This is a genomic window from Clostridioides sp. ES-S-0190-01, assembly GCF_020658275.1.
GTDB lineage: Bacteria > Bacillota > Clostridia > Peptostreptococcales > Peptostreptococcaceae > Clostridioides.
Genome location: NZ_JACVWA010000039.1, coordinates 385590 through 411074, shown reverse-complemented (window position 1 = coordinate 411074; position 25485 = coordinate 385590). Strand labels below are relative to the sequence as shown.

The window sequence follows — 25485 nt, the reverse complement described above, 5'->3', positions numbered from 1 at the left end:
TATAAGGAGATTAGAAATGAATAAGTTTATAAAAGTTTCAATTTTTATTTTGGGAGTTTTTACACTATTCATAGCTATAAATAAATTAGCATATAGAGATATGGTAAGTGTCAAAGATTATGAAATAAATCATTTAGAGGAAATTGTTTTTGATTTTGATAGCAGAAGAAGCGAAGAAATTGGTACTGTTATAAGATTCAAAATAAGTAATAATAGTAAATACAGATATAGGTTAAACAGTGCAAAAATGAGATTTGAGAATTGTATTGAGAGTAAAAAAGGAGAGAATAAATGCTCTTATTATGTAAATATAGATTTGTTTAATGAAAAAAATTCTATAACTGAAAAAACCTTAAACTATGGGATAAAGTCGAATAATCAAGGTTATGTCGATTTTGTGATTCCAAAGGGGTTAAACTTTGACTACAGGTATTTTAATGACTCTGGTATGAGTGTAGAATATAAGGGCGAATTTACTGTGGAAATGCCTATCGCAAAAGGTTTATATCTAGTAGTTAGAAAAAATAATGATGTATGGAATTCCAATGTTATGGAGTAATTTGAAAAAATTGAAAAATAAAGTTATTGCATATATAATTAAAATAGTATGAAATTTATAAATATTCAGGTTAGGAGGGTGTTCAATGTCAATAAGCAATGTAAAAGAGTATTTTAAAGAATTTGGAAGGGAAGATAGCATACTAGAGTTTGAACAATCTAGTGCTACTGTAGAACTTGCGGCAGAAGCAGCAGGAGTTATTCCAGCTAGAATCGCTAAGACTCTTTCATTTAAAATAGGAGAGGATGCAATTTTAATTGTTACAGCTGGAGATGCTAAGATTGATAATAAAAAATACAAGGATGAGTTTAGTTGTAAAGCTAAAATGTTAGCACCAGAAGAAGTTCTAAATTTTACTGGACATGCTATTGGTGGTGTTTGTCCATTTGGTTTAAAAAATCCTTTAAAAGTATATCTAGATGATTCAATGAAGAGATTTGATACAGTATTTCCTGCATGTGGTAGCAGTAATTCAGCAATAGAACTTACATGTGATGAAATGGAGAAATTTTCTAAGTGTGAGAAATGGGTAGATGTTTGTAAAAATTGGTAAAAAATATAGTGAAAATTAGTAAAAAAATATCCCTGTATACAGTCTGTGTGGGGATATTTTTATGTGGAAAATATTTATAAATCTAAGAGAAAAATCTAATTTAAACTAATAATCCAAAAAAAAGTTAAAAAATTCTGATTTTTCTTCAAAATAATAAAAAAATGACAAAAAAATGGAAAAAATGTAGTAAATATTGTTAAAAAAATAATTAGAAATTATTGAAAAATTATCCTTTGAGTGATACTATTATAAATGTAAGATATTTAAAAAACAAAAATAATCACGAAAAAATATGATTATTTAGCTCTATTAAAATAATTTTGATATGATAGAAAAAATTTATATATGGGTTGAAATACTAATATACATAACATTTACTATTGATATACCCTAGAATGAACATCATAAACAAATTATTTTATCTATAACCATTGTGAGAGAAGTCTTATTCTAGCTTGAAATTTCACAAAATTCCAAAAAGCGAGATTTTTTTTAAGAACAGTTGACTTTAAATTAACAATTTATAATTAAATTAATGTCATAATCGGTTAATATAATTGCATATAAATATAGGGCGGACTTTAATTAAGGTTATAAATTTCTCGACGTATACTCAAATACTTTATTATAGATGTTGCCGAGATTTTAATTAATAAATGAAAATAAAATATTTATAAAATACTGAGGAGGCTATTATGGATTTAAATTCTAAAAAATATCAGATGCTTAAAGAGTTATATGTAAGCTTCGCTGAAAATGAAGTTAAACCTTTAGCAACAGAGCTTGATGAAGAAGAAAGATTTCCTTATGAAACAGTGGAAAAAATGGCAAAGGCAGGAATGATGGGTATACCGTATCCAAAAGAGTATGGTGGAGAAGGTGGAGACACTGTAGGTTATATAATGGCTGTTGAAGAATTGTCTAGAGTTTGTGGAACTACAGGAGTTATATTATCAGCTCATACATCTCTTGGTTCATGGCCTATATATCAATATGGTAATGAAGAACAAAAACAAAAATTCTTAAGACCATTAGCAAGTGGTGAAAAATTAGGAGCATTTGGTCTTACTGAACCTAATGCTGGTACAGATGCGTCTGGACAACAAACTACTGCTGTTTTAGATGGAGATGAATACATACTTAATGGCTCAAAAATATTTATAACAAATGCAATAGCTGGTGACATATATGTAGTAATGGCAATGACTGATAAATCTAAAGGTAATAGAGGAATTTCAGCATTTATAGTTGAAAAAGGAACTCCTGGATTTAGCTTTGGTGTTAAAGAAAAGAAAATGGGTATAAGAGGTTCAGCTACTAGTGAATTAATATTTGAAGATTGTAGAATACCTAAAGAAAATTTACTTGGAAAAGAAGGCCAAGGATTTAAGATAGCAATGTCTACTCTTGATGGTGGTAGAATTGGTATTGCAGCACAAGCTTTAGGTTTAGCACAAGGTGCTCTTGATGAAACAGTTAAATATGTAAAAGAAAGAGTACAGTTTGGTAGACCACTATCAAAATTCCAAAATACACAATTCCAATTAGCTGATATGGAAGTTAGAATACAAGCGGCTAGACATCTTGTATATCAAGCAGCTATAAATAAAGACTTAGGAAAACCTTATGGAGTAGAAGCAGCAATGGCAAAATTATTTGCAGCAGAAACAGCTATGGAAGTTACTACAAAAGCTGTACAACTTCATGGTGGATATGGATACACTCGTGATTATCCAGTAGAAAGAATGATGAGAGATGCTAAGATAACTGAAATATATGAAGGAACTAGTGAAGTTCAAAGAATGGTTATTTCAGGAAAATTATTAAAATAGAGATATTAAAATATACACAATAGGTCGATATTAAAATAGATATGGAGGAAGGATTTATGAAGATAGTCGTTTGTATAAAACAAGTTCCAGATACAACAGAAGTTAAACTAGATCCTAATACAGGTACTTTAATTAGAGATGGAGTACCAAGTATAATAAACCCTGATGATAAAGCAGGTTTAGAAGAAGCGATAAGATTAAAAGAAGAAATGGGAGCTCATGTAACTGTAATAACAATGGGACCTCCTCAAGCAGATATGGCTTTAAAAGAAGCTTTAGCAATGGGTGCAGATAGAGGAATATTATTAACAGATAGAGCCTTTGCAGGTGCTGATACTTGGGCAACTTCATCAGCATTAGCAGGAGCATTAAAAAATATAGATTTTGATATTATAATAGCTGGAAGACAGGCTATAGATGGTGATACTGCACAAGTTGGACCTCAAATAGCTGAACATTTAAAACTTCCATCAATAACATATGCTGAAGAAATAAAAACTGAAGGCGAATATGTTTTAGTAAAAAGACAATTTGAAGATTGTTGTCATGACTTAAAAGTTAAAATGCCATGCCTTATAACAACTCTTAAAGATATGAACACACCAAGATACATGAAGGTTGGAAGAATATATGATTCTTTTGAAAATGATGTAGTAGAAACTTGGACTGTAAAAGATATAGAAGTTGACCCTTCTAACTTAGGTCTAAAAGGTTCTCCAACTAGCGTATTTAAATCATTTACGAAATCAGTTAAACCAGCTGGTACAATATACAACGAAGATGCAAAAGCATCAGCTGGAATTATTATAGATAAATTAAAAGAAAAATATATCATATAATTAAGGGGGGATAAAGAATGGGTAATGTTTTAGTAGTAATAGAACAAAGAGAAAATGTAATTCAAACTGTTTCTTTAGAATTATTAGGAAAGGCAACAGAAATAGCCAAAGATTATGATACAAAAGTTTCTGCATTACTTTTAGGTAGTAAGGTAGAAGATTTAATAGATACATTAGCACATTATGGAGCTGATGAAGTAATAGTAGTAGATGATGAAGCTTTAGCAGTGTATACAACTGAACCATATACAAAGGCTGCATATGAAGCAATAAAAGCAGCGGACCCAATAGTTGTATTATTTGGAGCAACTTCAATAGGTAGAGATTTAGCACCTAGAGTATCTGCTAGAGTACATACAGGACTTACTGCTGACTGTACAGGACTTGCAGTAGCTGAAGATACAAAATTATTATTAATGACAAGACCTGCTTTTGGTGGAAATATAATGGCAACAATAGTTTGTAAAGATTTCAGACCTCAAATGTCTACAGTTAGACCAGGCGTTATGAAGAAAAATGAAGTTGATGAAACTAGAGAAGCTGTAATTAATCGTTTTAAAGTAGAATTTACTGAGGCTGACAAATTAGTTCAAGTTGTAGAAATAATAAAAGAAGCTAAAAAACAAGTTAAAATAGAAGATGCTAAAATATTAGTTTCTGCTGGACGTGGAATGGGCGGAAAAGAAAATTTAGATATACTTTATGAATTAGCTGAAGTTATAGGTGGAGAAGTTTCTGGTTCTCGTGCAACTATAGATGCAGGATGGTTAGATAAAGCAAGACAAGTTGGTCAAACTGGTAAAACTGTAAGACCAGACCTTTATATAGCATGTGGTATATCTGGAGCAATACAACATATAGCTGGTATGGAAGATGCTGAGTTTATAGTTGCTATAAACAAAAATCCAGAAGCTCCAATATTTAAATATGCTGATGTTGGTATAGTTGGAGATGTTCACAAAGTACTTCCAGAACTTATAAGTCAATTAAGTGTTGCAAAAGAAAAAGGTGAAGTTTTAGCTAACTAATTTCTTGGGGAGGGTATTATGAGTACAAGCGATGTTAAAGTTTATGAGAATATAGCTGTTGAAGTAAATGAAAATATATGTACAGTGAAAATGAATAGACCTAAAGCCCTTAATGCAATAAATTCAAAAACTTTAGAAGAACTTTATGAAGTATTTGCTGATATTAATAATGATGAAACTATTGATGTAGTAATACTGACAGGGGAAGGAAAAGCATTTGTAGCTGGAGCAGATATTGCATATATGAAAGATTTAGATGCCGTAGCTGCTAAAGATTTTAGTCTTCTAGGAGCTAAAGCTTTTAGAGAAATAGAAGATAGTAAAAAAGTAATAATAGCAGCTGTAAATGGATTTGCTTTAGGTGGAGGATGCGAACTAGCAATGGCTTGTGATATAAGAATTGCATCTGCTAAAGCTAAATTTGGGCAACCAGAAGTAACCCTTGGAATAACTCCAGGGTATGGAGGAACTCAAAGACTTACAAGACTGGTTGGACTGGCAAAAGCAAAAGAATTAATCTTTACAGGTCAAGTTATAAAAGCTGATGAAGCTGAAAAAATAGGGCTAGTAAATAAAGTTGTCGAGCCAGAAGCTTTAATGGAAGAAGTTGAAAAACTAGCTAAAACAATAGCTAAAAATGCTCAACTTGCAGTTAGATACTCTAAAGAAGCTATACAACTTGGTGCTCAAACTGATATAGATACTGGAATAGATATAGAATCTAATTTCTTTGGACTTTGTTTTTCAACTAAAGACCAAAAAGAAGGAATGTCAGCTTTTATTGAAAAAAGAGAAGCTAACTTTATAAAAGGATAAACAAATCTAATTAAAAATATATTTGCTGTTAACTAGATTGAATAAATACTTTAATCTAGTTAACAGAATATAAATACTAAAATAACAGGAGGTTATAACTATGAAATTAGCTGTAATAGGTAGTGGAACTATGGGAAGTGGTATTGTACAAACTTTTGCAAGTTGTGGTCATGATGTATGTTTAAAGAGTAGAACTCAAGGTGCTATAGATAAATGTTTAGGCTTATTAGATAAAAATTTAACTAAATTGGTTACTAAAGGAAAAATGGACGAAACTACAAAAGCAGAAATATTAAGTCATGTTAGTTCAACTACTAACTATGAAGATTTGAAAGACATGGACTTAATAATAGAAGCATCTGTAGAAGATATGAACATAAAGAAAGATGTTTTTAAATTATTAGATGAGTTATGTAAAGACGATACTATTTTAGCAACAAATACTTCATCATTATCTATAACAGAAATAGCTTCTTCTACTAATAGAGCAGATAAAGTTATAGGAATGCATTTTTTCAATCCAGTTCCTATGATGAAATTAGTTGAAGTTATAAGCGGTCAATTAACATCAAAAGTTACTTTTGATACAGTATTTGAATTATCTAAGAGTATCAATAAAGTACCAGTAGATGTATCTGAATCTCCTGGATTTGTAGTAAACAGAATACTTATACCTATGATAAATGAAGCTGTTGGTATATATGCAGATGGCGTTGCAAGTAAAGAAGAAATAGATGAAGCTATGAAACTAGGTGCAAACCATCCAATGGGACCTTTGGCATTAGGTGATTTAATAGGATTAGATGTTGTTTTAGCTATAATGAACGTTTTATACACTGAATTTGGAGACACTAAATATAGACCTCATCCACTTTTAGCTAAAATGGTTAGAGCTAATCAATTAGGAAGAAAAACTAAAATAGGATTCTATGATTATAATAAATAAGAACTGAAATCTAAAAAATTTAACTGATATTGTCTAAAAAAAAACAATCTCAAAAATCTGATAAAAATCTAATTTAATGGGGGTAATGAATATGAGAGAAGTAGTAATTGCCAGTGCAGCTAGAACAGCAGTAGGAAGTTTTGGAGGAGCATTTAAATCAGTTTCAGCAGTAGACTTAGGTATAACAGCAGCTAAAGAAGCTATAAAAAGAGCTAATATAACTCCAGATATGATAGATGAATCACTTTTAGGAGGAGTACTTACAGCAGGTCTTGGTCAAAATATAGCAAGACAAATAGCATTAGGTGCAGGAATACCAGTAGAAAAACCAGCTATGACTATAAATATAGTTTGTGGTTCTGGATTAAGATCTGTTTCAATGGCATCTCAACTTATAGCATTAGGGGACGCTGATATAATGCTAGTTGGTGGAGCTGAAAACATGAGTATGTCTCCTTATTTAGTACCAAGTGCTAGATATGGTGCAAGAATGGGTGATACTGCTTTTGTTGATTCAATGATAAAAGATGGATTATCAGACATATTCAATAACTATCACATGGGTATAACTGCTGAAAATATAGCAGAGCAATGGAATATAACTAGAGAAGAACAAGATGAATTAGCCCTTGCAAGTCAAAATAAAGCTGAAAAAGCTCAAGCTGAAGGAAAATTTGACGAAGAAATAGTTCCAGTGGTTATAAAAGGAAGAAAAGGTGACACTGTAGTAGACAAAGATGAGTATATTAAACCTGGTACTACAATAGAAAAACTTGCTAAATTAAGACCTGCATTTAAAAAAGATGGAACAGTTACTGCTGGTAATGCATCAGGAATCAATGATGGTGCTGCTATGTTAGTAGTAATGGCTAAAGAAAAAGCTGAAGAATTAGGAATAGAACCTCTTGCAACTATAGTTTCTTATGGAACAGCTGGTGTTGACCCTACAATAATGGGTTATGGACCAGTTCCAGCAACTAAAAAAGCTTTAGAAGCTGCTAATATGACTATTGAAGATATAGATTTAGTTGAAGCTAATGAAGCATTTGCTGCTCAATCTATAGCCGTAGTAAAAGATTTAAACATAGATATGGCTAAAGTTAATGTTAACGGTGGAGCAATAGCTATAGGACATCCAATAGGATGCTCAGGAGCAAGAATACTTACTACACTTTTATATGAAATGAAGAGAAGAGATGCTAAAACTGGTTTAGCTACACTTTGTATAGGTGGTGGAATGGGAACTACTTTAATAGTTAAAAGATAGTTTTAGATTATAATTTTTAAAAATTAAACATTTAACCATGAACTTAACCTGTAAGAGTAACTATTTGTTATTCTTACAGGTTTTTATGGTTAAAAAATAATTATTATCTATTAAACAAAAATAGTGTAAAATATATAATATCATGGTTTTGAAGATATAAAAGAAAGTAGGTAAAAGTTTGTTTAAAAAAGAAAATCAAAAATATAATCTTATATCCTATACAAATGAAGAAGAAATGACTCTAAAAGAAGTTTTGCTGGACAAGCTAAATTTTTCGGTTAGGTCACTATCAAAAATGAAAAGAGAAAAAAGTGTATTAGTAAATGGTGTATATAAAAAGCCAAGTTTAAAAGTGTCTCGTGGGGATTTAATAGAGGTAAAAATAGAAGAAGAAAAAGCAAATTTTGAGCCACAAGATTTAAATTTACAAATAATATATGATGATTTTGATATAATTATGGTAAATAAGCCACCATTTATGGTAGTTCATCCAACTAAAAGTCACTATGATAATACAATAGCAAATGGTATTAGTTATTATATAGAGAAGCATAAAGAAAATGTAAAAATACGATTTGTAAATAGACTTGATATGAACACTTCAGGACTTGTTATAGTAGCAAAAAATGCTTATGCACACCATACTTTGTCTATATCAATGAGTGAAAACAAAGTTGAAAAAACATATATAACAGTAGTGAATGGGATTATAGATGAAGATGAGGGAACTATAAATGAACCAATTTATAGACCTGAAGAGGATTCAATAAAGAGAGTAATAGATGAAAGAGGGCAAGCATCTGTTACTCATTATAAAGTAGTAGAAAGATTAAAAAATGCAACTGTACTAGAAGTAAAGCTAGAAACTGGTAGAACACATCAAATAAGGGTTCATATGGCTCATATAGGTCATGGAATAATAGGTGATGAGTTATATGGTTATATAGATGGAAATCTTATAAATAGGCAAGCTCTTCATGCATATAGCTTAGAGTTTGAACAACCAAGAACAAAAGAAATTTTAAAATTTAAAACAGATATACCAAAGGATATGCAAGAGTTAATATCGAAATTAAGATAGATGGGGTGATATATATGATAATACATAAATTTATAATACATGTTTTGGATAAGAATAGTGATGTTCCAATATTAAATGATTTTGAAGGTAAAGTTAATCAAGAAGTAGATGGATTTTTTCAAAAAGCAATAAAGAGAATTTCAAAGGATGAAGATTTAAGAAAAGGGATTTTTAAAGATTATAATGACAATTTAATTAAAAATTGTTGTGAACAAATAATATATGATGAAAGTTCATTTTTAAAAAACTCTAAAGAAATAGCATCTTATCTGTTTGATGTTATGAAGATTAATGCAGCATTAGAATCTTGTGATTTGGCAATTTGCTTGTATACTGTAAAAGATGAAAAGAGTGTTGCTATATTGAAATTAGATTATAAAAAATTGTATACTCATTCAATTGAGTTTGTAGATGATAAATTTAATATTCAAATGGTATCAAATGAAATTGGTATTCCAGAAACTTTAAGACAAAAACAAGGAGCTTTAATTGGATTAAGTGGAATGAATGATGAGTTTCATCTAAGACTCTTAGACAAAGATGCAGAAAAAGAGGGTTCAGAATCAAAGTTTGTAACAGAATTTTTGCATGCTAAAAAAATAGATGATGATAAGTATAAGACAAAAGTATTTAAAAATACAGCCGAAAATTGGATAACTAATGCTCTTAGTAATGATATAAAACAAGCAGAAGATGTAAGAAGTATATTAAATTATACATTAAAAGAAAAACATGAAATTGATATAAATGATTTTGTTGATAATTCAATTAAGGATGAAGAATTAAAAGGTAGTTTTAAAGAGCATATGGAAGAAAAAGGTCTTGATGAAGGTTTTAGCATAGATAAAAAATGGGTTGAGAAAAAGCTCAAAAAGAGAAGTATAAAAACTGATAATGGTTTTGATATAAAAGGGAACCTAACTGATTTTGAAGACCCAATGAAATATACTGTAAAGCAAAATCAAGATGGAACTATAGATATAGTAATAAAGAATGTAACATTTTATGAAGAAAAGTAATCTTAATTTGAGTAATTTATAGGATTGGATATAAATTAAGTTAGAAGAAATGTATAGTTAATATAGTTATAAATAAAATGTAGATTAGTCTGTGTAAACTTCTAATAGAAATATTAAGTAGAAGTAGACACAGACTATTTATATTTGTAGACAAAATGATGTTATTTATTTTCTTCGATATATTTACATATATCACCAATACATTTAAAGTTTTCAGCTTCCTCATCTGGTATTTCTATACCAAATTCATCTTCAAGAGCCATTATAATCTCAACAGCATCTAATGAATCAGCTTCTAAATCTTCCATTAAAGATGCTTCCATAGTTATTTCATCTAAATTGTCTAACCCTAATTGTTCTGCTATTATTTCTTTTATTTTTTCAAACATTTTAAGCCTCCTACAGCAGTTTTAATTAATTTTAATGTTAGTTTAATATAATATCAAAAATTTTTCAATATGCAATTAGTAAAAAAAAATAAAATTTTATAAAGGTAGTAATAAAGTCTTATTTGATGAATAAACTTTATTGATAACAAATATAACTTAGGAGGAAATGCTATGAAATATGTAGGCTTATTACTAACATCTGTAGGAATATTTTTACTTATAGCAGTAAATTTTTATTATAATTCAATAACTTTAGATATGCAACGAATAGAGGACTATGTAATGGAAACCAATTTAATTCTTGAAGATGTAGCAGAGAAGGAAAGCTATGTATCTAATGAAAAGGACGATTATATATCAAGATTAATGCATGTAAAGAAAGGCATAGAAAATTCAAAAACATCCTTCTTGATAGAAAGATATAAAGAATACAAAGTAAAATCAATAGAAAGTTTAATTTATACTATATCAGAAGAAAAAAAGGATTATTTAGATGAAGTTGATAGATACAATAAACTAGGAGAAAAAGAAATAAATAAATTAATCAATAAAAACTTTTTAGAAGTAACTTATCTGTCTATTACTACATATATTTAATTAAAGAGACAAAAGTTAGTCTCTTAATGATTCAAGGAGGATTAGTTATGACAAAATTAGAAGACAATATGGAACGTTTCTTTGGAGGATGCGAAGGATTTTTTAGTAATAAAATGTTGATAATAATAGTTATAGTATTCTTATTATTATGTACAGACATTTTAGAAGACTTATTATGCGATGACAATATATGGATATGGGTTATATTAATAGTATTGTTGTTATTTAACTTCGATGATGGTTGTTGTTGCTAAAAAATATTGATTATTAAATAGGCAGAGCCAGTAACTTATACAAGTTATGGTTTTGCCTTTTTTAGTTAAGATAAAAAAATTTTAAAAAAATAATAAAAATACATTAGCAAAATGGAAACCAAATGCATAGTATATGTTAGGAGCGAAAAGCTCAACAAAATATCAACAGGAGGTAACGTGGAATGTTAGATAGATTCTTTGGAGAAGATGGATGTTTTGGTGGAGGAGGATGGTGGATAATCGTACTATTCTTCCTATTTTTAGCTTTTGGAGAGAGCTGGGCAGAATTTGACATAATGGCATGGATTCCATTCCTAATAGTTTTATTAATACTTTGCTGCTGTAGTGGATGCTTAGAATAAGAGTAGTAATTATTAAAAAAGGAGGAGTTTATTATGTTAGATAGATTTTTTGGAAACGATGGATGTTTTGGTGGGGGAGGATGGTGGATAATCGTATTATTCTTCCTATTCTTAGCTTTTGAAGATTGTTGGAGAGATATCGATATAATGTCATGGATACCATTCTTAATACTATTATTAATAACTTGTTCATGTGGTGGATTCTTTGATGGTGATGATGGTTGTGGCTGCGGCTGCTAAAACTAAACTGTTAAAGTGAAAAAATGCTGGTATGTTTTATACCAGCATTTTTTTATTTTATTTTTTAATGTAATTTAAATTAAGAATGAATATTATTAAAATTGTTGAATATAGGGTATAATATAAAATATAATGTATTTAAATGTACTTGCTTTTATGGTAAAATAAGAACTTATATAAATATAGTTAAAATAAGAACCTGTATAAATTTGGTTCAGATTTAGATAAATTTAGCAAAATTAGGAGGATGAAAATGAAAAGTAATATAACGATAAAAGATGTTGCTAAACAAGCAGGCGTGTCAATATCTACAGTATCTAGAGTTATAAATGATTCAAAACCTGTGACTGATGAAGTCAAACAAAAAGTTTTAGAGGTTATAAAAGAAACTGGATATATTCCAAATCCACTTGCAAGAAGCTTAGTAACTAAAAAGAGTCAATTAATAGGGGTAATAGTTCCAGAAGTTTCAGATTCTTTTGTTAATGAGATATTAAATGGAATAGAAGAAGTTGCTAAAATGTATGATTATGATATTCTTTTAGCTAATACATACTCTGATAAAGAACAAGAGTTAAAGAGTATAAATCTATTAAGAGCAAAACAAGTAGAAGGTATAGTTATGATTTCATGGGTAGTTGAACAAGAGCATATCAACTATATACAAAATTGTGGTATACCAGCAACATATATAAGTAAAACTGCTAGAAATTATGATATATACACAGTGAGCACTAGTAATAAAGAAGCTACTTTTGATATGACAGAACATCTTATAAAGAAAGGTCATGAAAAGATAGCTTTTATAATGACAAGTAAAGATGATACTGTTTTAGAAATGGAAAGACTTTCAGGCTACGAAGAAGCACTTTCAAGTAATAATATAGAGTTGGACAAGAGTTTAATCAAATATGGTGGAACTGATTATGAAAGTGGATACCATAGTATGAAAGAATTATTAGATGAAGGAATAATACCTCATGCAGCCTTTGTTACGGGTGATGAGGCTGCTATAGGAGCTATAAATGCTATCTGTGATGCTGGATATAAGGTTCCAGAAGACATATCAGTTGCAGGATTTAATGATGTTAAGATAGCTAAGATGTATAGGCCTAAGCTTACTACAGTTTATCAGCCTTTATATGATATGGGAGCAGTAGCAATAAGAATGGTTATTAAATTAATCAATAAAGAATTAATTGAAAACAAGAAAATAGAATTACCTTATCAAATTGTTGATAGAGAAAGTGTTATAGAGAGAAAGAAATAAAGTTATTAAAGTCAATCAGGTAGTGTTTAAAACACTACCTGATTTTTAGTTTAAATAATATGCAATTAAAATATTTTAGTTAAAAATAATAACTTTAAGCCTTAAAAGTAGTTTATTTTTGTTTATTCATGAGGATTGGATTTTTTAGTTTTCTTAAATATACTCTTAGATTTTTTTTGTTGATTATTTGGTGTATTTTTTGGTGCAGGTGTATTTGATTTACCTTTAGTTGGTTGTTTAGTCTTTTTAGTTTTAGCAGGTTTAGTATCTCTTTGAGTCTCTGCATCTGATATTTTATCCATTATAGTATCTAATTTTTTACGTTGATTGTCATCTAAAAATGCTTTGAATTTTGATACTACTTCCTCTCTTCCATCTAGGTTCTTACCTATCTTTATAAGTTCCTCCATAAGTTCACTTTCTGATTTACCTTTGTAATTATCAGCAATCTTTTCTATCTTATCCTTGTCAATATTTTTTTGCTTAGCCATCTTTTCTAATGAATCTGTATCTATTTTTTTCATAAAAAAACCCCTTTCTATAAATATATATTGAATTATATTCATACTATTTATATATAGAAATAATATTGAAGTGGTGAATTGTGAGTGATATATAATATAAATAAAAATTCTTATAGATAATATATATGCACTGAGCTTTAAAAATGGAACATTAAAATATGAAAAACATACTTTAATATAGGGCAATTATATAATATAAGGGGGAATTGTCTTGAATAACTTACTATTTTTGATTGGAGTGATTGCATTGAGTAATGGTAATATCTCTATATTTGATGATAAAGATAAATCAAAGAAAAATAATAGAGCCAGAAAAAACAAAAAAAATTCAAATGAGAAATTATCAAAAGCTATACATGAAACTTTAAGGTTTGATGCAAATGATATAAAAAGAGGTCTAAGACTTATGGATTTGAGTGAAGAAGACCTAGAAATGGGAATGGAAATAATAACAAGAACTAAAAAATACATGTCAAGAGATGAAAGGAAAATACTAGTAAAAATAGAAAGTATTTTAGACTTAGTTAGAGGCATAAAGAAACTTAACAATATAGATGTGGTAGATATTGAAGAGGAAACAGATTTTTTTAGAAAAATGGATAGTGAAGACAAAAAAAATATGATGATAAAAGAAATTATAGATGTATTTCCAGAAAAGAGAAAAAATTCTGTTGAAAAGGCTATAGGAATGAAAAAAAAGATAGATTTATTTGCAGAATTGTTTTTGCCTGATGATTTTGGTGAAGGTGGATTTAGTTTAAGTTCTTTGGCAAATATAAATAATCTAGGTAGCATGAATAATCTTAAACTGCTAGGAAATCTTTTAAGAGGTGATGATAGTAATAATGATGATGAGGATGAATATGAAGATAGTAATGAAGAAGATGAAGAGTCAACATATGAAGATGAAGAATTAAATTATGAAGATGAGATAGATGATAATGAAGAAGAATTAACAGAAGATGAAGAAACAGACCATGAGTATGCAGAAAATGATGAAAATATAGTATATGATGAAGAATTGTATGATGTTAATGAACAAAAGCATGAACATAATCGTAATGAAAAAAATACTAGAAGTAAAGCTAAGAGAAAGTAATAATTAACTAAATACATAAAGAGAAAAGGAAGAAAAAGTAATACTAGAATAAGATTATCTTAATTACTATATAAAACCACTTTAAAAAATTCAAAATTTATTATATAATAATAATATGAAATCCTGAAACATACGATAAGGCTTTTTTAAATTCAACCTACAAATGAAATACGGGAGACCGTGTCTAGTAAATTATAACATGCCTGTTTAGTTTGGACGTTAAAGGTTACTGGCAAGTCACCCACCTGGGAGTGCCTAGGGTGTGAATTTACTTAGCCACCGGTGTTTCGGGACAAAAAAAGTGCTACTATTTTAAATAGTAGTACTTTTTTTTATTAAAATGCATTTTTCTACCAAATATACCTAATTATTGAGAAATTTAAAAAGCTAAGTAACAATTAGGATTATAAGTGCATAGTATTAATTAGGCTATAAAAAGCCGAAGACTTAATAAGAATCGCTTACAGGGAGGGCAATGAAAAATGCAAGATTACAAAAAAAATAAAAGAAGAATGCTAAATCAGCCAATGTCTACAATGAATGAAGAAGAAGTGTATACAGATGAAATAAGTTCAGATGAGATGAGAGGATTCAAAAAATCACATCATCATAATGGATGTAACAATGATAATAATTGTGATTGTCATGATGATTGTAAACCTAATCCATGCAATCCATGTAAACCTAATCCATGCAAACCTAATCCATGTGATGACAATTGTGGATGCCATGATAATTGTAAATGTGATTGTGAACCATGCCAAATGGATTCAGATGAATGTTTTGAAAACAAATGTGGACCAAACTGCTGTAATCCTATATCTCCAAGAAACTTTTCTGTAGCAAATGCAGTTCCATTTGCAATAGAAGCTAATAGAATTTTTGATACTATGCAATTCCAAACATTTACAGATGCAACTGGACCAAATGGAGAACCATTAACTTTTGAAACAGAAGTAGTAGAAGTATTTGGTTCAGTTCCAAGTGCAGGTAGAGCAAGTGTAACTATAGATAAAATATGCTTAAGTAATGATGGAATAGTTATAGACACAGGAATGACAACTTTAGAAGATTTCGATTTAGATCCATTAGGAGATATAATAGGAAGAAACTGTGAAACAACTTTTGAATATGCAGTATGTGGAGAAAGAAACGCTGAATGTTGTAGACAAGGAAAAGGCAAATCAGTAGCTTATAAACAAAGAGGCTTAACTGTAGCAGTTCGTAATCTAGTATTAGAACTAAGAGGTAGATGTGGATGTACAGAATTCGTTGCATTAGCTTTCCCAGCAGTTAGAGCAGGAGGTGGATGTAAGAGAAGAGTTGATTTTGTAGAATTTACTTTTAACACACTTTCAGCACCAATATGCTTGCCAGCTGACGGAAGAGCTGTCACTTTAAGACAAGAATACCAAACTAACTTAACTGTAGATTGTATAGGAAAATCTATATTAAAATTAGAATGTAATGAATGTTGTGAACCTATGTATGAATTAATTATACCAAATGATATAGATTTAGTACTTTGCTTACAAGAAACAGTTAGCACATTAATAAGTGAACAAATAGTAGTTTTAGCATCACCAAACCCAATCCAACCAAGACTTGTTGATACTTTCTCTAAAGTATGTGATTTTTCGCAATGTGGACCTAATCATGGAAGTGGAAATTCAGGTTGCCACAGATAGATAGGTAGATATATAGACAGTTTAAATTATAAATAAAAATCATTTAAGGAAGGCTACCAATAGTAGATGATTTACATTGGTAGCCTTCACGTTATTTATAACTAATGTATAGATTTTATAGATTTAAAAAGTACTATAGTATGTAATAAACAAGTAAATATTGATACTATTGTCATTGTGTATATGTATGCATAAATATTAAGTCCTGGAATGGGAAGAAATACATATAGAGCTACTAGCTGAATTAACATACCAATGATAGTGTTTATACTTGAAGCTAATTCTTTTCTTATTGAATGTAAAATACCAGATAGTGTTTGATTTAGTGACATAAATAGTGGTACTAAAAACATAGCTTTTAAATATTCTCCAGCAAGTTTATTTTTAAATACTAGTATACATAAATCTTTTCCAAAGAAATAAAAAAACACTGATGATAGTATACCTACAAATAAAGTTAGGAGTACAGAATACTTTATTTTTTTTAGGACACTTTTACGTTTTCTTAAGGCCATTTCTTGTGATATAGTAGGTATCAAATTTACAATAAGTGCTGAGCCAACAGTAAATGGTAAAAATATAAATGGCATTACCATCCCGCTGACGACACCATACATACTTAATGATTGTTGATAAGTCATGCCTGATAATGCTAATCTTGATGGTATCATCATAGAGCTAATAGATTGTAAAAGTATATTTGACATTCTATTGCAAGTTATAGGTATGGACATTTTCAATGTTTCCATAGAGGAAGTATAAAAATCTTTTATACTTATAATATATTTATTGTCAAATGAAGAATCTCGACATAAACATATGAGCATAAATATGATATTACTCAATTCACCAATAGATATACCTAAAAGAGCAATATAACAATTCATAGACTTATCATTTACATACATAACGAGTAAAAAAACAAATAGAATTTTACCCATCTGTTCAATAATTTGTCCAATAGCAGGAACTTTTACGTTCTTTATGCCGTAGTAATACCCCCTAAGTACATTTGAAAGTGTTATTATAACTATGGCAGGACAAACTGCTAGTATAAATAAGTTCAATTTAGGGTCTTTTAGAAACTTAAGTGATAAAAAAGAACTATTGAAAGATGCAACTATAGATATAATTAATGCTACAAAAAATGATATGTATAAAGTTGATATAAACAAAGCATTAGTGTTGTGCTTATCATTTAAAGCTTTTCTTTTTGCAACTAAACAACTAAGTGCAGTAGGTATTCCAGTTGTTGTAACAGCTAAACAAATCATTAAAAAGTTAAAAATCATATGATATATACCTAGACCTGTTTCGCCTAAAGCTCTTGATAAGAATATTTTATATAAAAATCCAAATATTCTTACGACAAAGTTAGACATAAATAAAATAACTGTTGATAGTACTAAATAAGGTACTTTCAAAAAAAATCACCTCCTTATCTTTTAAATATATTCATAAGGAGGTGTAAAAATTTATAATTTTATAAATTCTGGTTTCATTTTATTAAATTTAGATACATACTTAAATCCCATGTTTTTTAGTAATGAATATATGTAATCAAATTCATATGCAACTTGACTTACATGATGTGAATCTGAGCCTGTGGTTATGATTTCTCCTCCTAAATCTTTATACATCTGAAGGATATATCTAGATGGAGTTAAATCTGGCAGGTTGTATCTGTAGCAAGATGTGTTTATTTCGATACCTTTACCATCATAGATAGCTTGCTTGAGAGTTTCTTCAATTATATCTGAAAATAGTCTGTCATCTAGGATGGTATCATAAGGTGCATATCTTTTAATTAAATCTAAATGACCTAAAACAGAGTAATCCTTGTAGTTTTTAACAATATTATACAAATAAAGGTAGTAGTTCTCATAGACCTCATGTTGAGTCTTACCTTCAAAATAGCTACCAAGGTATAAATCCATTGTATCTATAGCATGAATAGAGCATATTATAAAATCTAATGGATATTGATGAGCTTCTTTTCTATATGTATCTATTAATTGAGTTTGAACTCCAAATTCAATCCCTTTTTTTATTGATATTTTATCTTTATATCTATTTTTAAGAGTTTCTAGACTTTTAAAATAATCTTCGTAAACAATCGAAAAAGAATCATCCGCATAAACATCATAATCGACATGGTCTGTGAAACAAATTTCATTTATACCAAGGTCTATAGATTTTTTTATCATTTCTTCCATTGTAGATTTTCCATCAGTAGAGAAACTTGAGTGCATGTGATAGTCGTAAAACATAAATATTTCCCCTTTTTATAAAAATTTTGGTATTATATATACATACTAAATAATATCAAATATATGCTAAGGCATCAATAAAATATAAAAACAATAAGCGGTGATAAATGTGGAAAAATACAAAATAGATTTAAGTGAAAGGAAGTCAACTAAATATATACAAATATTTAATCATATAAAGCAGTTAATAATAAACAAAGAACTAGTTGAGCATGAAAAACTTCCACCAATAAGAAAGTTATCAGATTATTTACATGTAAATAATACTACTATAGTTAAAGTATATGAGCTTTTGGAAAATGAAGGATATGTATATAAAATTATAGGAAGTGGAACTTTTGTATCAAATTCAAATTCTTATAAAAATGGTATAGATAAAGGGAAAAACAAGAATATTAGACAAAGAGATGATTTAATTCATTTCGATAATGGAAATCCATCTAATGATATGTTTCCTATAGATTCATTTAAAAATGCTGTAAACATGGCATTATCTAAAGATGGAAGTTCAATATTTGATTACGATGAAGGGCTAGGCTCTGAGGAGTTAAGAGAAAAGATGGTAGAGTATTTAAGTGATGAAAATATAAATACTACTAAAGAAAACATTCAAATAATCTCAGGAGCACAGCAAGGTATAGATATAGTTTGTAAAGGGCTTATAAGTTATTCTGATGTTGTTTTTATGGAAGAACCCTCTTACAATGGAGCAATTGAAGTATTTAAAAGTAGAGGTGCAAAAATAATATCTATACCTATGTTAGATGATGGAATTGATATAGGTATTTTAAAATTAAAATTGGAAAAAATAAAACCAAGACTTATATATATTATGCCTAATTTTCAAAATCCAACAGGTATATCTTATTCTACATATAAAAAAAAGAAGCTAATAGAATTGGCAGAAGAGCATGATTTTTATATAATTGAAGATGATTTTATCAGTGATTTTATATTTGATTCAGAGGATAATAGGACAGTCAGGAGCTATGATGATAAAAATAGGGTAGTATATATAAAGAGTTTTTCAAAAATACTTATGCCAGGCTTAAGAATAGGAATTGTAGAAATGCCAAATGAATTATTAAAAAAAGTTTTGTGGGCTAAATATTCATCAGACATATCAACACCAGGTCTTATTCAAAAATCAATGTATTACTATATGGAGAATTTCAATTGGAAGAATTATCTAAGTCATATAGAGAAGATATATACTGATAAGTACAAGTTAGCAAAAAACTTGATTAATGATAAATTGAGTGGTAAATTAAAAGTTAGAAAATCTTGTGGAGGTATAAACTTTTTTTTAGAATTGCCAAGAGGGTATACATCACAAAGCTTTACAAGTTTTATGTTAAATAAAGGAGTATCCATGCTTCCAGGGACTTATTTTTTTGATAATCTAGTGGATGATAGATTTTTTAGAATAAATATAGCTCGTCCAAGTATGGAAGAGTTAGAAAAGGGAATATCTATAATAAGTGATAATATAGAAGAGTTTTTCTGTGAATATAAAAATAAGTTAGATATAAAAAGTAATAAATTATTTTATTAATAAATAGAAGTTTTTTAGGAGGAAAAAATGTTTGACAAGAAGAAATTAGATAGGATTAATGAATTAGCAAAGAAAAATAAAGAGGGAGCTCTTTCTGATGATGAAATCAAAGAAAGGGAGATTTTAAGAAAGGAATATTTAGAAAATTTTAGAGCTCATTTTAAATCAAGACTTGATAGTGTTAAAGTAGTCTCACCAGAAGAATATGAACAATATATGAAAAATAATAAAAATTAAAACTTAATAGGAGGAAAACATGGACTTAAAGCATAAATTTAAGAATGCATGGGAAATTGAAAAAAAAGAGAATGCTATTGAACAGGTTATGGAATATGCTCGCAATTATATGGATTTTTTAAGTAAATCAAAAACTGAAAGACTTTCAGTAAAAGAAATTATAAAATTGGCTAAAGAAAATGGTTATATTTCAATAGATGAAGCTATGGAAAATGGAAGTGTAAGTCATGGGGACAAGATTTATGCTATAAATAAAGAAAAAGCAGTGGCACTTTTTGTAATAGGTAAAAACTATATAGAAAAAGGTATGAAGATTATAGGTAGTCATATAGATTCTCCAAGATTAGATTTAAAACCAAACCCATTGTATCAAGAAGCTAATCTAGGTTTTTTTAAGACTCACTACTATGGAGGAATTAAAAAATATCAATGGACAGCTATTCCTCTTGCTTTACATGGAGTAGTTATATTAAATGATGGTACAAAGGTGGATGTATCTATTGGTGAAGAAGACAGTGACCCAGTGTTTTGTGTAACTGACCTATTAGTTCATTTAGCTGGAAACCAAATGCAAAAGAAATTGTCAGAAGGAATCAGTGGTGAAGCTTTAAATGTATTAATTGGAAATATGCCTTTGGATGGCGAAGAAAAAGAACCTATAACAGCAAATATATTAAAAATTTTAAATGAAAAATATAGTATAGTTGAAGAAGATTTATTAAGCGCTGAGATTGAAGTAGTTCCAGCTGGGAAGGCAAGAGATTTGGGGTTTGATAGGTCAATGGTATTAGGATATGGTCATGATGATAGAGTATGTTCATATGCTGCTGTAAAAGCTATACTAGAGACTAGACAACCAGAATTTACTTCAGTTACATTATGTGTAGACAAAGAAGAAGTTGGCTCCCAAGGAAATACAGGTATGCATTCAAAGTTTTTTGAAAATACTGTGGCTGAGTTAATAGCTTTAGAAGGCGATTACTGTGATATTAAGGTAAGAAGAGCTTTAGCAAATAGTAAAGTATTATCAGCTGATGTTGCAGCTGGATATGACCCAAATTTTGATGAGGCATATGAAAAAAGAAACTCTGCATATATGGGAAATGGAATAGTTTTAAATAAGTATACTGGTTCGAGAGGTAAGAGTGGATGTAATGATGCTAATGCTGAGTTTATATCAGAAGTAAAAAGAATTTTTAACGAGGGTAATGTAGTATGGCAAACTGCTGAACTTGGTAAAGTGGACCAAGGTGGAGGTGGAACAATAGCCTATATCTTAGCAAATCAAGGTGCAGAGGTTATAGATTGTGGTGTTGGTGTTTTAAATATGCATGCACCGCATGAGATTGTTTCTAAAGTAGATATATATGAAATGTACAAAGGATATAAATCGTTTTTTAATATAAATTTATAAGTTTAATATACAATAGTATAAGTAATAAGTAATAAGTAATAAGTAATAAGTAATAAGTAATAAGCAAATAGAGTAGTATTATACTATGCTCATTAATTAAATGAACATAGTATAATACTACTCTATTTATTATTTTATTATTTAACAGCTTATAATTTAAATTTGAGTGTCGTGTATTAAAATTATTATATTATGATTTCAAAGTACTCACATAGTCTGTTTAGAAATTTATCTTCCAATGGAGAAAAAGTTTTCTTTTTAGAATAAATAAAGAAAAATTTTCTTGTAAAATCAACATCTTTTACTTTGTAGCATTTTATTTTGCCTGCATTTAGATAATCAATAGCTGAAATATATGATATAAAAGATACACCAAGGCCTAATCTAACCATTTCTTTAATGGCTTCATTTGATTCTACATGAGCTATTACATTTAATTTGTTTACCGGAAAGTTATTTTTGCTAAGTGTGTTTAGTATTAAGTTTCTAGTACCAGAGCCTTCTTTTCTCATAATAAAATTGACAGAAGCCAATTCTTCTATATCAATGTAATTGTTATTGTTATCAATTTTAAAATCTGAAGGAGTAATAAGTACAAGTTCATCATCTAATAAGTCTAGATATTCGATTTGAGGATTGTTAATTTTAGAACCAACTAATCCAAAGCTTATCCGTTCATTTAAAATTTCTGATATAGCATATTGAGAATCATAATGGCTTATGGAAAATTTTACATCTGGATAACTCATAGAAAAATTCTTCATAAAATCAGGTAAAATATAAGTTTCAGGTATAGAACTACATGCTATATCTATAATGCCTTCTATTTTACCTGAATATTCTTTTATATCATAAATTGCACGTTTGCAGTTATTTAATATATATATGGCATGCTCATAAAGAATTTCACCAGATTTTGTGAGTGTAATAACTTTGTTGCTTCTGTTTATAAGTACAGTTTCTAACTCTCTTTCTAAATTTTGTATGTGTGCACTTACAGTAGGTTGAGTTAAAAAAAGTTCTCTTGCAGCTTTTGAAAAACTTTGATGTTTTGCAACAGCAACAAATACTTCAAGTTGTTTAAAATCCATTATTTAATCCTCCTTAAATTATCTAAAACTATTATAACATATTTGATAAATTAATAGTTAAAGGTGATTTTTTGAAATAGAAAACCTTAAAATGTTTATGGAGTTTTTGATTGTTTAGGAATAATTTGGTATAATGTTATAAGGATATTTACCACAAGTATCTTGTAAATTGAATTTTCAAAATTCAACTTTAAAATGTGTTTTGTTACAAAAAAATTACAGATAGCTTCTTAATCTTATTAAATTTAAATAAATATTATATAATTATTTTATAAAATAATAAACGTAATTATTGAAAAAAAAGATAATCACACAATGAGATATAGATAAATATTATAAAATTTAAGAAAGGAGGATTGATTTATGAAGTTAAAAAGGTCATTAGTTTGTGTAACTATTTTAGGGATTGTACTTGTTGGATGTCATAAAGAAACTACTAAAGAGAAAAATCAAGTAGCAAGTAAAGCAACACAGCAAAAAACTATGACAAAAGTTCAAAATGATGTTAATGAAATGATGGATAAAGATTATAAATATGTTATAAAAAATATGGGAATACCTTATAACACAATTTATTATATAAAAAATAAGAATTTAAAAAAATCAAATACAATGCAAGATATAAATACATCAAGTTATATGACATTAGTTTACCCTAAATATACTGGAAACAATGAATTAGATGGAAGTGCTTTATACATTAACATTAATAAAAATAAAGTTGTTAATGTTGAAACAAATTCCTTTTCATCACAAAGTATAACAGCTATAGATGAAAGCTATGGTATTATGATTGAAACAAATGATAATGAAAAATCAGCTGTATCCTTAGAGGAATATAAAAACATTGACTTGGGAGAGTATATTGGAGTTGAAGAATCTAGGATAAATGAAATCGTGGGTAATGCCAATTATAATTTAACAGCATATAACCATGAAGGAAATAGGGTAGTGAAGAGTTATAGATTAAAAGAAGATAATAAATTATTAGACAAAGAAATACTTACAATAAGTATAGTAGATAATAAAATAAAGTCTATAAAAACTATTGAGAGTGATAAAGTTGTAAAAATAATAAAAGGAGCTTTATTAGAATAATGAATTTTAAAGCATACAAGTCTGTTTTAAGGTAGAAGTAAATTTCTAACTTGAAGCAGTTTTTTTTTATAAAATGTATAAAATTGAAATTAATACAATTAATGATAATTTTATAAGATTTATTAAATTTAAACTGCAATTATAGATAACAATTAGTTATAATTAAATATAAGCTAAAATGATTTATTGCAATTTACAATTATACTACATTAAGAATGTTTTTAAATAAAAAATATATTGGGGTGTATTTAAAATGATAGGATTAGCAGATGCCATAAAAATTATTGAAGAAAATGTTATACCAATAAGTAGGATTAAGAGAGTTAATCTTATAGAAGCAGTAAATAAAGTAGTTGCAGAAGATATATATTCAACAATTGATAGTCCTCCATTTGACAGGTCACCATATGATGGTTATGCATATGATGCAAATTCTGAAAATAAAAATTTAAAGGTTATAGGAACATTATATGCAGGAGAAGTGTTTGATGGTATATTAAATAAAAATGAAGCAGTGAAGATAATGACTGGTGGAAAAATTCCAAAGGGAGCAAACTGTGTAGTAAAGAAAGAAGATGTGACAACTAGAGAAGACATGATAACTTTAAATATAAAACTAAAGGAATATGACAATTATATATTTAAAGGTGAGGATATAAAAAAAGGTCAATTAATTATTAGTAAAAATCAAAATATAGGGTATGATGGTATAGGAGTATTAGCGAGTCTTGGAATATCTAAATTAACTGTATATGATGATTTAAAAGTTGGTATTTTAAATACAGGAACAGAATTACAAGATATAAATGAAACTTTGGAGGATGGCAAAATATATGATAGCAATAGATATACATTATATTCAAAGCTTTTAAAGCTTGGAATACAAGCAGATACAATATGTAATTGTACTGATGATATACAGGAGTTAGAAAAAAAAGTAAAGGATATGCTAGAAAATGTAGATTTTTTAATTACTACAGGTGGTGTATCTGTTGGAGATAAAGATTTAATACCAGATGTATTTAGAAACATAGGAGCAAAAGAATTGTTTTGGAAGATAAATATTAAACCTGGAGGAGCTTGTTATGTAGCTACATTGGGAGAAAAAATATTGTTTGGGCTTTCTGGCAATCCACATGCGGCAATTGTGGTATTTGATAATGTAGTTGTTCCTGTGATTGAGTATTTAACATATAAGGACAGCAATCATTATATAAAAGCTATATTTAAAGGAGAATTTAACAAAGTCTCAAATAACGATAGATTTGTAAGTGGAAAATTATATACAGATGAAGGTAAATTATATGTTACATTAAATGATAAAAAAGATGCCAAGGCTAGATTATCTGCAACATTGAGAAGCAATTGCATGATTAAGATAAAAAAGAGAGAAATAATAAAAGAAAATCAATTAGTAGATGTTGTTGTTATATAGTTTTATGAAGGGGATATGGTTT

27 protein-coding genes and 1 other RNA gene are annotated in these 25485 nt (G+C 28.5%); 23 read left to right on the top strand and 5 right to left on the bottom strand.

Features of this window, described 5'->3' with window-relative positions; genetic code table 11:
• Positions 1-16 precede the first annotated feature (16 nt).
• From IC214_RS15895 to IC214_RS15850, 10 genes are all read left to right on the top strand, one after another.
• The gene (locus tag IC214_RS15895) at positions 17-559 is read left to right on the top strand and encodes a hypothetical protein (RefSeq protein ID WP_227434015.1); all 543 of its coding nucleotides are present in this window, start codon (positions 17-19) and stop codon (positions 557-559) included.
• Between the two features lie 85 nt (positions 560-644).
• Positions 645-1112 (top strand): YbaK/EbsC family protein, encoded by a 468-nt coding sequence (locus tag IC214_RS15890; protein WP_227863367.1) that lies wholly within the window; start codon positions 645-647, stop codon positions 1110-1112.
• A gap of 695 nt (positions 1113-1807) precedes the next feature.
• The gene (locus IC214_RS15885) at positions 1808-2944 is read left to right on the top strand and encodes an acyl-CoA dehydrogenase (RefSeq protein ID WP_227434017.1); all 1137 of its coding nucleotides are present in this window, start codon (positions 1808-1810) and stop codon (positions 2942-2944) included.
• Between the two features lie 56 nt (positions 2945-3000).
• Positions 3001-3783, top strand: a complete 783-nt coding sequence (locus IC214_RS15880) for an electron transfer flavoprotein subunit beta/FixA family protein (RefSeq protein ID WP_227434018.1) — start codon at positions 3001-3003, stop codon at positions 3781-3783.
• A gap of 17 nt (positions 3784-3800) precedes the next feature.
• Positions 3801-4811 carry an electron transfer flavoprotein subunit alpha/FixB family protein gene (locus IC214_RS15875; protein ID WP_227434019.1) on the top strand — a complete coding sequence of 337 codons (1011 nt, stop codon included), beginning with the start codon at positions 3801-3803 and terminating at the stop codon, positions 4809-4811.
• Between the two features lie 18 nt (positions 4812-4829).
• Positions 4830-5627: an enoyl-CoA hydratase-related protein gene (locus IC214_RS15870; RefSeq protein WP_227434020.1), complete on the top strand. Its 798-nt coding sequence runs from the start codon at positions 4830-4832 to the stop codon at positions 5625-5627.
• 100 nt (positions 5628-5727) lie between these two features.
• Positions 5728-6573: a 3-hydroxybutyryl-CoA dehydrogenase gene (locus IC214_RS15865; protein ID WP_227863368.1), complete on the top strand. Its 846-nt coding sequence runs from the start codon at positions 5728-5730 to the stop codon at positions 6571-6573.
• A 91-nt stretch (positions 6574-6664) separates the two neighbouring features.
• A complete protein-coding gene (locus tag IC214_RS15860) occupies positions 6665-7840 on the top strand; it encodes an acetyl-CoA C-acetyltransferase (protein ID WP_227434022.1) in 1176 nt (391 codons plus the stop codon).
• Between the two features lie 178 nt (positions 7841-8018).
• Entirely contained in the window at positions 8019-8921 is a 903-nt protein-coding gene (locus IC214_RS15855) for an RluA family pseudouridine synthase (RefSeq protein ID WP_227434023.1), read from the top strand.
• A gap of 14 nt (positions 8922-8935) precedes the next feature.
• A complete protein-coding gene (locus tag IC214_RS15850) occupies positions 8936-9940 on the top strand; it encodes a nucleoid-associated protein (RefSeq protein WP_227434024.1) in 1005 nt (334 codons plus the stop codon).
• Positions 9941-10101: 161 nt separating this feature from the next.
• On the opposite strand, the gene acpP is transcribed toward IC214_RS15850, so the two are convergent.
• The gene (acpP, locus tag IC214_RS15845; protein WP_227434025.1) at positions 10102-10329 is read right to left on the bottom strand and encodes an acyl carrier protein; all 228 of its coding nucleotides are present in this window, start codon (positions 10327-10329) and stop codon (positions 10102-10104) included.
• A gap of 171 nt (positions 10330-10500) precedes the next feature.
• Between acpP and IC214_RS15840 the strand changes: the two genes are divergently transcribed.
• The 5 genes from IC214_RS15840 (at position 10501) to ccpA (ending at position 13052) form a co-directional block, all read left to right on the top strand.
• Positions 10501-10926 (top strand): hypothetical protein, encoded by a 426-nt coding sequence (locus tag IC214_RS15840; RefSeq protein WP_227434026.1) that lies wholly within the window; start codon positions 10501-10503, stop codon positions 10924-10926.
• Between the two features lie 47 nt (positions 10927-10973).
• The gene (locus IC214_RS15835; RefSeq protein WP_227434027.1) at positions 10974-11180 is read left to right on the top strand and encodes a hypothetical protein; all 207 of its coding nucleotides are present in this window, start codon (positions 10974-10976) and stop codon (positions 11178-11180) included.
• Between the two features lie 182 nt (positions 11181-11362).
• Positions 11363-11542 (top strand): hypothetical protein, encoded by a 180-nt coding sequence (locus IC214_RS15830; protein WP_227434028.1) that lies wholly within the window; start codon positions 11363-11365, stop codon positions 11540-11542.
• Between the two features lie 33 nt (positions 11543-11575).
• Positions 11576-11782 carry a hypothetical protein gene (locus IC214_RS15825; RefSeq protein ID WP_227434029.1) on the top strand — a complete coding sequence of 69 codons (207 nt, stop codon included), beginning with the start codon at positions 11576-11578 and terminating at the stop codon, positions 11780-11782.
• Positions 11783-12029: 247 nt separating this feature from the next.
• Positions 12030-13052 carry a LacI family transcriptional regulator CcpA gene (gene ccpA / locus IC214_RS15820; protein ID WP_413926669.1) on the top strand — a complete coding sequence of 341 codons (1023 nt, stop codon included), beginning with the start codon at positions 12030-12032 and terminating at the stop codon, positions 13050-13052.
• A gap of 122 nt (positions 13053-13174) precedes the next feature.
• On the opposite strand, the gene IC214_RS15815 is transcribed toward ccpA, so the two are convergent.
• A complete protein-coding gene (locus IC214_RS15815) occupies positions 13175-13576 on the bottom strand; it encodes a hypothetical protein (RefSeq protein ID WP_227434031.1) in 402 nt (133 codons plus the stop codon).
• A 211-nt stretch (positions 13577-13787) separates the two neighbouring features.
• Between IC214_RS15815 and IC214_RS15810 the strand changes: the two genes are divergently transcribed.
• From IC214_RS15810 to IC214_RS15800, 3 genes are all read left to right on the top strand, one after another.
• Complete coding sequence (locus IC214_RS15810; RefSeq protein ID WP_227831262.1) at positions 13788-14675, top strand: hypothetical protein; 888 nt, start codon at positions 13788-13790, stop codon at positions 14673-14675.
• 117 nt (positions 14676-14792) lie between these two features.
• Positions 14793-14973, top strand: a non-coding RNA gene (gene ssrS, locus IC214_RS15805) — 6S RNA.
• A 184-nt stretch (positions 14974-15157) separates the two neighbouring features.
• Positions 15158-16363 carry a hypothetical protein gene (locus tag IC214_RS15800; protein WP_227482168.1) on the top strand — a complete coding sequence of 402 codons (1206 nt, stop codon included), beginning with the start codon at positions 15158-15160 and terminating at the stop codon, positions 16361-16363.
• A gap of 101 nt (positions 16364-16464) precedes the next feature.
• On the opposite strand, the gene IC214_RS15795 is transcribed toward IC214_RS15800, so the two are convergent.
• Complete coding sequence (locus IC214_RS15795) at positions 16465-17787, bottom strand: polysaccharide biosynthesis protein (RefSeq protein WP_227831261.1); 1323 nt, start codon at positions 17785-17787, stop codon at positions 16465-16467.
• A 51-nt stretch (positions 17788-17838) separates the two neighbouring features.
• The gene (locus IC214_RS15790; RefSeq protein WP_227836228.1) at positions 17839-18633 is read right to left on the bottom strand and encodes a histidinol-phosphatase HisJ family protein; all 795 of its coding nucleotides are present in this window, start codon (positions 18631-18633) and stop codon (positions 17839-17841) included.
• A gap of 109 nt (positions 18634-18742) precedes the next feature.
• On the opposite strand from IC214_RS15790, the gene IC214_RS15785 reads away from it, so the two are divergent.
• Genes IC214_RS15785 through IC214_RS15775 form a run of 3 tightly spaced genes read left to right on the top strand, consistent with a single transcriptional unit; the run spans position 18743 to position 21839 of the window.
• Positions 18743-20188: a PLP-dependent aminotransferase family protein gene (locus IC214_RS15785; RefSeq protein WP_227434036.1), complete on the top strand. Its 1446-nt coding sequence runs from the start codon at positions 18743-18745 to the stop codon at positions 20186-20188.
• 27 nt (positions 20189-20215) lie between these two features.
• Entirely contained in the window at positions 20216-20425 is a 210-nt protein-coding gene (locus tag IC214_RS15780; protein WP_227482170.1) for a DUF896 domain-containing protein, read from the top strand.
• A gap of 19 nt (positions 20426-20444) precedes the next feature.
• On the top strand, positions 20445-21839 hold the full coding sequence (locus IC214_RS15775) for an aminopeptidase (protein WP_227434037.1): 1395 nt from the start codon (positions 20445-20447) through the stop codon (positions 21837-21839).
• Between the two features lie 185 nt (positions 21840-22024).
• Here IC214_RS15775 and IC214_RS15770 read toward each other — a convergent pair whose 3' ends face one another.
• On the bottom strand, positions 22025-22930 hold the full coding sequence (locus tag IC214_RS15770; RefSeq protein ID WP_227482171.1) for a selenium metabolism-associated LysR family transcriptional regulator: 906 nt from the start codon (positions 22928-22930) through the stop codon (positions 22025-22027).
• A gap of 363 nt (positions 22931-23293) precedes the next feature.
• Between IC214_RS15770 and IC214_RS15765 the strand changes: the two genes are divergently transcribed.
• Both IC214_RS15765 and IC214_RS15760 read left to right on the top strand, forming a co-directional pair.
• Positions 23294-24028, top strand: a complete 735-nt coding sequence (locus IC214_RS15765; protein ID WP_227434039.1) for a hypothetical protein — start codon at positions 23294-23296, stop codon at positions 24026-24028.
• Positions 24029-24281: 253 nt separating this feature from the next.
• Positions 24282-25463 carry a molybdopterin molybdotransferase MoeA gene (locus tag IC214_RS15760; protein WP_227866803.1) on the top strand — a complete coding sequence of 394 codons (1182 nt, stop codon included), beginning with the start codon at positions 24282-24284 and terminating at the stop codon, positions 25461-25463.
• Positions 25464-25485: the final 22 nt, after the last annotated feature.